Annotated in this window: 9 protein-coding genes; all 9 read left to right on the forward strand. The window is 59.8% G+C overall.

Annotation, left to right across the window (positions count from 1 at the left end):
* The first annotated feature begins 16 nt into the window (after nucleotides 1–16).
* The 9 genes from NMD08_RS28160 (at nucleotide 17) to repA (ending at nucleotide 12,507) form a co-directional block, all read left to right on the forward strand.
* On the forward strand, nucleotides 17–481 hold the full coding sequence (locus tag NMD08_RS28160) for a hypothetical protein (protein WP_025759802.1): 465 nt from the start codon (nucleotides 17–19) through the stop codon (nucleotides 479–481).
* 49 nt (nucleotides 482–530) lie between these two features.
* Complete coding sequence (traT, locus tag NMD08_RS28165) at nucleotides 531–1,256, forward strand: conjugal transfer complement resistance protein TraT (protein ID WP_045911927.1); 726 nt, start codon at nucleotides 531–533, stop codon at nucleotides 1,254–1,256.
* A gap of 370 nt (nucleotides 1,257–1,626) precedes the next feature.
* Nucleotides 1,627–3,846, forward strand: a complete 2,220-nt coding sequence (gene traD, locus NMD08_RS28170) for a type IV conjugative transfer system coupling protein TraD (protein WP_317575206.1) — start codon at nucleotides 1,627–1,629, stop codon at nucleotides 3,844–3,846.
* Nucleotides 3,846–9,086, forward strand: a complete 5,241-nt coding sequence (gene traI / locus NMD08_RS28175) for a conjugative transfer relaxase/helicase TraI (protein ID WP_045911925.1) — start codon at nucleotides 3,846–3,848, stop codon at nucleotides 9,084–9,086. The genes traD and traI overlap by 1 nt, the downstream gene beginning before the upstream one ends.
* 1 nt (nucleotide 9,087) lies before the next feature.
* Nucleotides 9,088–9,825: a type-F conjugative transfer system pilin acetylase TraX gene (traX, locus tag NMD08_RS28180; protein ID WP_129741453.1), complete on the forward strand. Its 738-nt coding sequence runs from the start codon at nucleotides 9,088–9,090 to the stop codon at nucleotides 9,823–9,825.
* Nucleotides 9,826–9,891: 66 nt separating this feature from the next.
* Nucleotides 9,892–10,611 (forward strand): fertility inhibition protein FinO, encoded by a 720-nt coding sequence (gene finO / locus NMD08_RS28185; RefSeq protein ID WP_025760207.1) that lies wholly within the window; start codon nucleotides 9,892–9,894, stop codon nucleotides 10,609–10,611.
* On the forward strand, nucleotides 10,604–11,395 hold the full coding sequence (locus NMD08_RS28190) for a DsbA family protein (RefSeq protein WP_032672729.1): 792 nt from the start codon (nucleotides 10,604–10,606) through the stop codon (nucleotides 11,393–11,395). Before finO ends, NMD08_RS28190 begins: the two co-directional genes overlap by 8 nt.
* Nucleotides 11,396–11,542: 147 nt before the next feature.
* The gene (locus NMD08_RS28195; protein WP_025760205.1) at nucleotides 11,543–12,088 is read left to right on the forward strand and encodes a phospholipase D family protein; all 546 of its coding nucleotides are present in this window, start codon (nucleotides 11,543–11,545) and stop codon (nucleotides 12,086–12,088) included.
* Nucleotides 12,089–12,240: 152 nt separating this feature from the next.
* The gene (gene repA / locus NMD08_RS28200) at nucleotides 12,241–12,507 is read left to right on the forward strand and encodes a replication regulatory protein RepA (RefSeq protein ID WP_025760204.1); all 267 of its coding nucleotides are present in this window, start codon (nucleotides 12,241–12,243) and stop codon (nucleotides 12,505–12,507) included.
* The last annotated feature ends 209 nt before the right edge of the window (nucleotides 12,508–12,716 follow it).

Raw genomic sequence — 12,716 nt, forward strand, 5'->3', positions numbered from 1 at the left:
AGGGAGATTATCGGATATGAAAGAGCTGATGCGAATTATGTGGGTTCTGCTTATACAATATATCGCCTGCTCGCTTGCAGGGTGGGCAACATCCGTCATGCTTCTGATACTTGCGTTGTTGATTATGTGGCAGGGTATATTTGCATGGATTAATTATCGAGTTCGCAAGCAGAAGTATTTGTATAGTCAGAAAGATGTATCACCAGTAATGTACATGGTTCTTTCTGTCCCCGCGCTCTGCTTCCCTGTGTTGGCCTTATTTATATTTTTCGGGCTCTCGGTCTACAGGGTCTGTGTAATAGGTGGTGTAACAGTTGGAGATGAACCGTTAAAGAAACAATTTATAGCTAAAGGTGCTGCTAGTACTCCATCTTTCATAGAAAATGAAGGCTTTGAAGAGATAAATCCTGCGTCAGGATTAGAAATGTGCGGAGCAACAGATATAGCAGGGAATTTGTACGGGATGTCTAATTACCCTTGATAGTTAGTGTCTATAGAGGTTTCTATAATAAACAAAGGAAATAACGTTAATGAAAAAGATGATGATGGTGGCTCTGGTCAGTTCCACGCTGGCCCTTTCAGGGTGTGGTGCGATGAGCACAGCAATTAAGAAACGTAACCTCGAGGTCAAAACGCAGATGAGCGAAACGGTCTGGCTTGAACCATCAAGCGAGCGTACCGTTTTCCTGCAGATCAAAAACACGTCTGATAAAGACATGAGCGGTCTCCAGTCTAAAATTACCGAAGCTGTTAAAGCCAAAGGCTACCAGGTCGTGACCTCGCCGGATAAAGCCTACTACTGGATTCAGGCGAACGTACTTAAGGCCGACAAAATGGACCTTCGTGAGTCACAAAGCTGGCTCAGCCGTGGCTACGAAGGTGCAGCGGCAGGGGCCGCGCTCGGTGCCGGTATTACCGCCTATAATTCCAGCTCTGCCGGAGCCACTCTGGGCGTAGGACTTGCTGCCGGCCTTGTTGGCATGGCCGCTGATGCGATGGTCGAAGACATCAACTACACCATGATCACGGATGTCCAGATTGCCGAGCGTACCAAAGCGACCGTGACCACGGACAACGTCGCCGCCCTTCGCCAGGGAACCTCTGGCGCCAAAATTCAGACCAGCACCGAGCAGGGGAACCAGCATAAATATCAGACCCGTGTGGTATCAAATGCGAACAAAGTTAATCTGAAATTCCCCGAAGCCCAGCCTGTGCTTGAAGATCAGCTGGCTAAATCTATCGCGAACATTTTTTAATTAATACCAGGGACGGTTTCTTCCGCCCTTTTCTCTGGATCACTCAGTCCGAATAGCATCTGTTCTCCTCATTCTCTGTTGATATAAGAAAAACGCTGAGCGGTGGCGCAAATCCTTTGTGCTGCCGGGAAGGGTTGCCGGCAGGGCCGGTGAATAAAGGAATTAATATGTCGGTATTTGCATTAGTAGTGAATATCGAAAGTGATTATCCGAATGCTTTATTTGCTGTTCCATTTTCAGTTCTGTTAATACTCCTGTGGATATTCTTTTTTCGTAAGTGACCTCTTATTTGCCAGGCCAGTAAGTAGCCGTTCCTGAATGTAGCCTTATCATAACCGTCTAAAACCCATTTATACCGGACCCATACATCATGAGTTTTAATGCAAAGGATATGACCCAGGGCGGTCAGATCGCGAGCATGCGCATCCGTATGTTCAGTCAGATCGCCAATATCATCGTGTACTGCCTCGTCATTCTCTTCGGCATCATTGTCGCGATTACGCTGTCGGTTAAACTGACCTGGCAGACGTTCGTGAACGGCATGGTTTATTACTGGTGTCAGACGCTGGCCCCCATGCGCGATATTTTTAAATCCCAGCCTGTCTATACCATCCGTTATTACGGCCATGAGCTGAAGTACAACGCGCAGCAAATACTGCAGGACAAATATATCCAGTGGTGCGCAGACCAGGTCTGGACGGCCTTTATTCTTGCCGCCATCATCGCGGTCGTGGTGTGCGTTATTACCTTCTTTGTCACCACCTGGATTCTGGGCCATCAGGGTAAACAGCAGAGTGAGGACGAGATAACGGGAGGGCGCCAGCTGACTGACGACCCGAAAGCGGTGGCGAAAATGCTCAGGCGCGACGGTCTCGCATCCGACATCAAAATCGGTGAGCTGCCGCTTATTAAGGACTCGGAGATCCAGAACTTCTGTCTGCACGGTACCGTCGGGGCCGGTAAATCAGAAGTTATCCGCCGTCTGATGAACTACGCCCGCCAGCGTGGCGATATGGTCATCGTGTATGACCGCTCCTGTGAGTTCGTCAAAAGCTACTATGATCCGGCTACAGATAAAATCCTTAACCCGCTGGATGCGCGCTGCGCTGCATGGGACCTGTGGCGGGAGTGCCTGACGCAGCCTGACTTCGACAACGTGTCCAACACGCTTATTCCTATGGGCACGAAGGAAGACCCCTTCTGGCAGGGGTCGGGACGTACCATCTTTGCCGAAGCCGCTTATCTGATGCGCAACGACAAGGACCGCAGCTACAGCAAGCTGGTAGACACGCTGCTTTCCATCAAGATTGAGAAGCTGCGCTCGTACCTGAAAAACTCCCCGGCGGCGAACCTGGTGGAAGAGAAAATCGAGAAAACGGCCATCTCCATCCGCGCCGTGCTGACCAACTACGTCAAGGCTATCCGCTACCTGCAGGGCATCGAAAATAACGGCGAGTCATTCACCATACGCGACTGGATGCGCGGCGTTCGTGAGGATGGTAAAAACGGCTGGCTGTTTATCTCCTCCAATGCTGACACCCACGCTTCCCTCAAGCCGGTTATCTCCATGTGGTTGTCCATCGCCATTCGCGGGCTGCTGGCGATGGGGGAAAACCGTAACCGCCGCGTGTGGATCTTCGCCGACGAGCTGCCTACCCTGCACAAGCTGCCGGATCTGGTTGAGATCCTGCCGGAGGCGCGTAAGTTTGGCGGCTGCTACGTCATTGGCATTCAGTCCTACGCCCAGCTGGAAGATATTTACGGGCAGAAGCCGGCGGAAACGCTGTTCGACGTGCTGAACACCCGTGCCTTCTTCCGCTCGCCGTCGCGCAATATCGCCGAGTTCGCCGCCGGCGAAATCGGTGAAAAAGAAATCCTTAAGGCATCCGAGCAGTACTCCTACGGCGTGGACCCGGTACGCGACGGTACCTCGGTCGGCAAGGACATGGAGCGCGTCACCCTGGTGAGTTACTCCGACGTCCAGACGTTGCCGGATCTCTCCTGCTACGTCACGCTTCCCGGACCTTATCCTGCCGTGAAAATGGCGCTGAAGTATCAGCAGCGTCCAAAGGTGGCACCGGAATTCATTCCGCGCACCATCGACGGGAAAGCGGAGGAACGCCTGAATGCCGCGCTGGCTGCACGTGAACATGAATCCCGCAGCATCGCCATGCTCTTTGAACCGGATGCCGATGTTGTCGCGCCAGAGGGCGGTGCGGAGAATGCTGGTCAGCCACAGCAGCCACAGCAGCCACAGCAGCCACAGCAGCCACAGCAGCCACAGCAGCCACAGCAGCCACAGCAGCCACAGCAACTGACGCCCGCGCCCCGCGCTGCAGACGCGGCATCCGTAGCAGGTGCGGCAGGCGCCGGCGGTGTGGAGCCTGAGCTGAAGACAAAGGCGGAAGAGGCAGAGCAGCTGCCGCCCGGCATCGATGAAAGCGGTGAAGTAGTGGATATGGCGGCATGGGAGGCGTGGCAGGCGGAGCAGGACGAACTGTCTCCTCAGGAGAGGCAGCGTCGTGAAGAAGTGAACATCAACGTTCACCGGGCGCCTGAAAAGGATCTTGAGCCGGGAGGATACATCTGATGATGAGCATCGGATCGGTAAAATCCGCCGGCAGTGCGGGCAATTATTACACCGACAAGGACAACTACTACGTTATCGGCAGTATGGGCGAGCGCTGGGCCGGAAAAGGGGCTGAAGCGCTGGGGCTCAGCGGCGGGGTGGACCAGAAGGTCTTTACGAAGGTTCTGGAGGGACGCCTGCCGGACGGCAGCGACCTCAGCCGGACTCAGGACGGGGCGAACAAACACCGTCCGGGCTACGACTTCACCTTCTCTGCGCCCAAAAGTGTCTCCGTGATGGCCATGCTGGGAGGCGACAAGCGTCTTATTGAGGCACACAACCGCGCGGTGGAGACCGCCATTAAGCAGATAGAGGCAATGGCCTCCACGCGGGTTATGACGGAGGGCAGGAGCGAGACGCAGCTGACCGGCAACCTGGTGATGGCGCTGTTTAACCACGATACCAGCCGCGACCAGGAGCCGCAGCTGCACACCCACGCGGTGGTGGCCAATGCCACTCAGCATGGCGATGAGTGGCGAACGCTCAGCAGCGACAAAGTGGGTAAAACCGGGTTTATTGAGAATATCTACGCCAACCAGATTGCCTTTGGCCGCCTGTATCGTGCCGCGCTGAAGGATGACGTCGCGGCGATGGGCTATGAGACTGAGACGGTCGGCAAACACGGCATGTGGGAGCTGAAGGGCGTACCGACGGAGCCGTATTCCAGCCGCAGCAGGACCATCAGCGAGGCGGTCGGGGATGACGCGTCCCTGAAGTCCCGCGACGTGGCGGCGCTCGATACCCGCCAGTCGAAGCAGAAGGTTGACCCCGAACAGCGCATGGCCGAGTGGATGCAGACCCTGAAAGAGACGGGGTTTGACATTAAAGCCTACCGCGAGGCGGCAGACCAGCGGGTTGTACAGGGGAATATTCCCGCAACGACGCCTGAAGCAATTGATATTAACAGCAGCGTCGGGCAGGCCATCGCGATGCTGAGCGACCGGCGGGCGCGGTTCACGTATTCCGAACTGCTGGCCACCACCCTCGGGCAGCTGCCCGCGCGGTCGGGCATGGTGGAGATGGCGCGTGACGGCATCGATGCGGCGATAAACAATGAGCAGCTCATCCCGCTGGATAAAGAGAAGGGGCTGTTTACCTCGAACATCCACGTGCTGGACGAGCTGTCGGTGTCGGCGATGACCCGCGATTTACAGCGGACGGGGCAGGCTGACATTTTTCCGGATAAAAGCGTGCCCCGCAGCCGGTCATACAGTGATGCCGTGAGCGTTCTGGCCCAGGACCGTCCGCCCGTGGCGATCATTTCGGGTCAGGGCGGGGCGGCCGGTCAGCGTGAGCGCGTGGCGGAGCTGACGATGATGGCGCGCGAACAGGGGCGTGACGTGAAGATTATCGCCGCCGACAGGCGTTCGCGCAGCGCCCTTATGCAGGATGAGCGCCTCAGCGGCGAGCATATCACCGACAGGCGGGGGCTGACGGAGGGCATGACCTTTACGCCCGGCAGCACGCTGATTGTGGACCAGGGGGAGAAGCTGACCCTGAAAGAAACGCTCACGCTGCTCGACGGCGCGCTGCGCCATAACGTCCAGCTGCTGATTGCCGACAGCGGCCAGCGCACCGGGACCGGCAGCGCCCTGACCGTCATGAAGGAGGCGGGAGTGAGCACGCTCGCGTGGCAGGGCGGTGAGAAGACGCAGGTCTCGGTTATCAGCGAGCCTGACCGGCGGCAGCGGTATGACCGCCTGGCCGCTGACTTTGCCCGAAGCGTCCGCGCAGGTGAACACAGCGTGGCGCAGGTCACCGGTCCGCGCGAGCAGGCGGTGCTCGCAGGCGCTGTCCGCGAGGCGCTTAAGGCGGAAAAGGTGCTGGGCGAGCGGGAGGTCAGTATCACCACGCTGGAGCCGGTCTGGCTCGACAGCCGCCATCAGCAGGTGCGCGACCACTACCGGGAGGGGATGGTCATGGAGCGCTGGAATGCCGAAGCACGCAGCCGGGAACGCTTTGTCATTGACCGCGTGACGGGCCGCAACAACAGCCTGACGCTGCGTAACGCCCAGGGTGAGACGCGGGTGACCCGCCTGTCTGAACTCAACAGCAGCTGGTCGCTGTACCGCACCGGCACGCTGCAGGTGGCCGAAGGCGACCGTCTGGCAGTGCTGGGTCAGGCGCAGGGGACGCGGCTCAAGGGAGGCGATACGGTGACCGTTAAGGCGCTCGGGGAGGCGGGGCTCGTCGTCAGCCTGCCGGGGCGTAAGGCGGACGTGGTCCTGCCCGCCGGCGACAGCCCGTTTACCGCCGCGAAGGTGGGTCAGGGCTGGGTGGAGTCGCCGGGCCGCTCGGTGAGCGACAGCGCCACGGTCTTTGCCTCGCTGTCGCAGCGCGAGCTGGATAACACCACGCTGAACAAACTGGCGCTCAGCGGCCGGGCGGTGCAGCTCTATTCCGCGCAGACGGCGCAGAAAACGACGGAGAAGCTGTCGCGTCAGTCTGCCTGGAGCGTCGTGTCCGAACAGATTAAGGATGCGGCGGGGCATGACAGGCTCGATGATGCCCTGGCGCACCAGAAGGCCGGGCTGCACACGCCGGAGCAGCAGGCTATCCATCTGGCCATTCCGGTGCTGGAGGGGAACGGCCTGGCGTTCACGAAGCCGCAGCTGATGGCCGCCGCGAAAGAATTTGAGCAGGACAGCCTCAGCCTGCAGGCCATCGAAAAGGAGGCGGACCGGCAGATACGCAGCGGCGCCCTGCTGTCGGTGCCGGTATCGCCGGGAAACGGCCTGCAGCTGCTGGTCTCACGCCAGTCGTACAACGCTGAAAAAAGCATTATCCGCCACGTCCTTGAGGGAAAGGAGGCCGTCACCCCGCTGATGGATAAGGTTCCGGACGCGCAGCTGGCGGGCCTGACCGACGGGCAGCAAAACGCCACGCGCATGATACTTGAATCCCCCGACCGCTTTACCCTGGTGCAGGGCTACGCGGGCGTGGGTAAGACCACCCAGTTTAGGGCCGTCATGTCGGCCATCGGCACGCTGCCGGAGCGGGAGCAGCCGCGCGTTATCGGCGTGGCCCCCACCCACCGGGCGGTGAGCGAGATGCGCGATGCGGGCGTGCCCGAAACGCAGACGCTGGCGGCCTTTATTCACGACACGCAGCAGCAGCTGCGCGGCGGCGAACGACCGGACTTCAGCAACGTCCTGTTTCTCGTGGATGAAAGCTCGATGGTCGGCAACGCCGACATGGCGAAGGCGTACAGCCTGATTGCCGGGGGCGGGGGACGCGCGGTCTCCAGCGGTGATACCGACCAGCTGCAGTCCATTGCCCCGGGCCAGCCCTTCCGCCTGCTGCAGAAGCGCAGCGCCATTGACGTGGCGGTGATGCAGGAGATTGTCCGCCAGACGCCGGAGCTTAAACCTGCCGTCTACAGCCTGATTAGCCGCGATATCGGCAGCGCCCTGACGACCATTGAGCGCGTGGCGCCGGCACAGGTGCCGCGCAGGGCGGATGCCTGGCAGCCGGACAGCTCGGTCATGGAGTTCAGCCGCGAACGGGAGGAGGCCATCGCGAAAGCCATGGCGGCCAGTGACCTGCTGCCCGGCGGGGAGCCCGCGACGCTGCTGGAGGCCATCGTGAAGGACTACACGGGGCGCACGCCGGAGGCGCAGGCGCAGACCATCGTTATCACCGCCCTGAACGCCGACCGCCGCCAGGTGAACGCCATGATTCATGACGCCCGTCAGGATGCCGGCGAGGTGGGCGAAAAAGAGGTCACGCTGCCGGTGCTTACGCCTGCCAATATCCGCGACGGGGAGCTGAGGCGCATGGCAACGTGGGAGGCATCCCGCGACAGCCTGGTTCTGCTGGACAGCACCTATTACAGCATTGAGGCGCTGGACGGGGAGGCGCACCTGGTGACGCTGAAGGATGCGCAGGGCAACACCCGCAGCCTGTCGCCCGCGCAGGCGGCGACAGAGGGCGTCACGCTCTACCGTCAGGACACCATCACCGTGTCGGAAGGCGACCGGATGCGCTTTTCGAAAAGCGACAACGAGCGGGGCTTCGTGGCCAACAGCGTCTGGTCGGTCAGTGAGATAAAAGGTGACAGCGTCACGCTGTCGGACGGGAAACAGACCCGTACGCTCACGCCGTCAGCCGAGCAGGCAGAGCAGCACATCGACCTGGCCTATGCCGTCACCGTTGAAGGCTCACAGGGTGCGAGCGAACCCTTCTCCATCTCCCTGCAGGGCACGGACGGCGGACGTAAGCGGATGGTGAGCTTCGAGTCAGCCTACGTGGCGCTGAGCCGCATGAAGCAGCACGCGCAGGTCTATACCGACAACCGGGACAAGTGGGTGGCCGCGATGGAAAAATCGCAGGCGAAAAGTACGGCGCATGACATTCTGGCGCCGCGCGGCGACCGCGCCGTCGCGAATGCCGCCCGCCTGACGGCGACGGCAAAAGCGCTGGGTGAGGTGCCTGCCGGTCGCGCCGCGCTGCGCCAGGCCGGGCTGCAGCCTGAGGGCTCAATGGCGAAATTTATCTCGCCGGGGCGTAAATACCCGCAGCCGCACGTGGCGCTCCCGGCCTTCGACCGCAACGGCAGGCAGGCAGGCGTCTGGCTGAGCGCCCTGACGTCCGGAGAGGGGCAGCTTAAGGGGCTCGGCAGTGAAGGTCGGGTGATGGGCAGCGGGGACGCGGCGTTTGCGGGCCTGCAGGTCAGCCGCAACGGCGCGTCGCTGCTGGCGCGGGATATGGAAGAGGGCGTGCGGCTCGCGCGGGAGAATCCGCAGAGCGGCGTGGTGGTGCGGCTCGAAGGCGAGGTGCGACCGTGGAACCCCGGCGCCATTACCGGCGGTCGGGTCTGGGCCGACGGCCTGCCCGATGGCACCGGTACGCAGCCCGCAGAAACGGTGCCGCCGGAGGTGCTGGCACAGCAGGCCCGGGAGGCTGAGGTGCAGCGGGAGCTGGATAAGCGTGCCGAAGAGGCGGTCCGCGAGATGGCCCGCAGCGGCGACAGGCCGGCCGGAGGGGCTGACGTCGCCGTCCGGGATGTGGTGCGGGATATGGAGCGGATAAAAGAAACGCCGGCAGCTCCCCTCACGCTGCCGGATGCGCCGGAAGAACGCCGCCGGGATGAGGCGGTGTCTCAGGTGGTGCGCGAGAACGTGCAGCGGGACCGCCTGCAGCAGATGGAGCGCGAAACGGTGCGCGACCTTGAGCGTGAAAAGACCCTGGGAGGCGACTGATATGCGCGCTGATAACCATCCGCTGTTCCCTCTTGTGGTGGTGGCCGACTGCTGGTTGCAGCGTCTGCTCGTGTGGACGCCGGGGCAGACCGACCTTATCAAGACCGTGGCGCTGCTGCTGATGGTGGCCGACCACATCAGCATGCTGTGCGGACTGGATAATGACTTGCTGCGTCTTGCCGGTCGGGGAGCGTTTCCGCTCTTTGGCCTGGTCTGGGCCATGAACCTCGCCCGCCATCCGCTGATTCAGCAGCGCGCCCTGAACCGGCTCTGGATATGGGCGGGTGTGGCGCAGGGTGGCTGGATACTGGCCGGGCTTCGCCCGGACCTGGGCAATATCCTGTTTGCCTTTGTGGTCAGCGGACAGGCGCTGGCGCTGATGCAGCAGCACGGGCCGCGCGCGTGGCCGCTGTCCCTGATGCTGGTTCTGGCCTGGCTGCCGTTTTCGGCGGGAAGCTACGGGCTGGCGGGGGTAGTCATGCTGATGCTGGCCTGCGGCGTCTGTATGACGGCCCGGCGCACCACGCGCACGGGGCTTGCGTGCTGCCTGGCGCTGGCGATACTCGCGCTGAATGCTGCGGACAGCCCCACCTTTGCCATCGCGGGTCTGGTAATACCCGGCATAACCCTGACGGTGCTGAGCCGGACCTGTTGCCGCGTGCCGAGGTTCTGGTCGCGCGAATTTTTCCCGCTGTTCTACGCGGTGCACCTGGCCGTCATCGGACTGATGGTGATGTGATATCTGCCGTGTCAGAATAAGGTCAGTCTGAGGAATACACGTGAAACAGATTTATCCGGAGGCAGGATGAAAGAGCAGGGGCGTCCCACGCTGACGCTGCGCCGCAAAGCGGAGCCAGAAGGTCAGCGTGCCGTAAACAACAGTGAACCGGACGGTGTGGGACCGGGCCGGGTCACGCGTAAAAAGACCGTGGTGGTGAACACGACCCCAGCCTGGAAGGTCAGGAAACAGGCGGTGGATGAGAGCGCGAAAAAGGCGCAGGCGGACGAGAAGGCCGCCAGAAAAGCAGAGAAAGCCCGGCTGTGGGAAGAACGTCAGGCGCAGGAGCGGGAGGCCATGCAGGCGGCCAGGCGCAAACCTGCCCCGGAACCGGTGTACCGGAAGGTCATGCCGCTTGCGGACGCGCTCGCGCTCCTGGAGTGTTGCTGGCCGGCCCTGGTGACGGACGGCCAGCCGCAGCTCCTGGCGGTCAACATCCGGGAGGCGATGGTGAATGACATTCGCCGGCGCGGGCTGGAGGTTTCCGTGAAGACGCTGAAACGCTGCCTTGCCGCCGTCACCCGCTCGGATGCGTATCTGGGCGCCATGACGGTGGGCGCGTGGCGTAAAAACCTTGCCGGTGAACCGGTCGCAGCGGTGAGTGCGGAGGAGGCGGCGTATGCCGTGGAGCGCAGGGCTCAGGAGCATGCTAAACGACAGCGCAGGGCGGTCAGAAGCGTCGCCACCCGTGCACGGAACGAACTGATAACAACCGAGAAGAGAAAAACACAGGATGAACATGAATAAAACCCTTTCAGTCATGCTTGCCGCAGGCCTTCTGGTCTCCGGCGTGGCGGGGGCAGCAGAGAAACCTGCCGCTGCCTTTACCCCGGAGCAGGAAGCCCGCATTGGTGAAATCGCGAAAGACTACCTGCTGGCTCATCCGGAAGTGCTGGTTGAGGTCAGCCAGAAGCTGCAGGCTCAACAGCAGGAGAAGCAGCAGCAGGCGATGACGGCCGCCGTGGTTCAGAATCAGGCAGCGCTGCTGAACGATAAAGGCACGCCGTCATATGGGCCGGCCGACGCAAAAGTCACTGTCGTCGAGTTTTTCGATTACCAGTGCATCTACTGTGCCCGCCTGGCGCCGGAGCTGGAGAAGGTGATAAAAGCGAACCCGGACGTGCGCTTTGTGTTCAAGGAATTCCCGATATTTGGCCAGCGCTGGCCGGCGTCGCTCAGCGCGGCGAAAACCGGGCTCCAGGTCTGGAAGCAGAAGGGTGCCGATGCTTACCTCAACTATCACAACGCGATTTACGCCACTGGCCACAACGAGGGCAAGCTGACCGATGCTGATATCAGCGCGGCCGCAAAAGCCGTGAAGTTCGATGCGAAAACAGCCCCAGATGTTCAGGGAACCCTGGATGGCATAAACACACTTGCGCAGCAGCTGGGCTTCAGCGGTACTCCAGCCCTGGTGGTTCTCCCGTCAGCCGGCGCCAGCGCTGATAACGTGACGGTTATCCCTGGATACACCAGCGCGGAGGCCCTGCAGCAGGCCATCAGTCATGCTACCGGCGATACCAAAAAATAATCAGGCATCCGCCACCTGATACCGCTAAAAGAGACTGACGCCTTCGCCGTGCTCAGTTGTCCAACCCCGGAGAAGGGTAAAAGCAAGTTTTCCCCGTCTCCGGCGTTTCTGGTTAACACATCCGAACAGTATTTCTGAGGTTATTTAATGCGTAAGTTCACCTTTCGCCAGCTGGCCGTGTCCGGTCTGGTATGTCTTTCGCTGAGCTGTATTCAGCCCGCAGCAGCGGCACCCTCCGTTCAGGTCGGCTTTTCACCTGAAGGCAGCGCGTTGCCGCTGGTCCTTAAGACGATTGAGTCAGCACAGCAGGAAATTCGGCTGATGGGCTACTCATTTACGTCTCCGGAGGTGGTTAGTGCGCTTGTCAGGGCAAAACGCCGTGGTGTGGATGTGAAGATAGTGCTCGATGAAAAGGGCAACCGGAGCAAAGCCAGCCAGGCGGCGATGAACGTCGTGGTGAACGCGGGAATTCCGCTGCGCACCAACGGTCGCTACGCCATCATGCATGACAAAGTCATTATTGTTGATAATCATACAGTTGAGGCTGGTAGCTTTAACTACACTCGCTCTGCTGCATCGAGGAATAGCGAGAATGTGCTGGTGATTAAGGACGTGCCGGAAGTGGCGCAAGCCTACCTTCAGCACTGGCAGTCGCGCTGGGATGGGGGAACGGAGTGGCATTCTTCATACTAATCAGCATCGTAATGTGATCTGCAATCTACATCCATTCAGGTGAGTCATGCGCCAACATGGCTCACACTTTCGCGTAAAGTTAAGTCGCTGATTTCACGAATCTGTAGTATCCTCTGCGAAACGATCACCGCCTGAAAGCTGAGGAGGCAGAGATGTCGCAGACTGGAAATGCAGAAACTTCCTCATCGAAAGAGAAACGTCAGTACCGTAAAGGTAATCCGATGTCTCCTGTTCAAAGGCAGAAAGCGCATGTCGCGAAGCTGAAAGAGACCCATAAAGAAATGCGTGTTTATGTGGAAAAGTCTCTTAAAGCAGAGCTTGAATTGTTGTGTGCGACTAAAGGTGTGACACAGTCAGAAATGATTGAGAAGCTGATTCATGATGCGGTTTCAGAGTGTCGAAACAAAGTCACGGACTAACATTCTTGAGTATATGTGTTTCTGGTGATAGATTGCTGATCGTCTGAAGAATTTTTGGTGAGCCACGCCGTAAGGTGGCAGATAACTGGTTCTGCTGAGGTGTCTACCCGGAACCAGAAAGAACAAAACCCCGATAACCTTCCTTCATGTTTGGCGACTCGAAGAAGATTACCGGGGCCCACTAAAACCGTACAGAAGCTGTTGCTCTG

This window comes from Citrobacter meridianamericanus (genome assembly GCF_041320245.1).
Classification (GTDB): domain Bacteria; phylum Pseudomonadota; class Gammaproteobacteria; order Enterobacterales; family Enterobacteriaceae; genus Citrobacter; species Citrobacter meridianamericanus.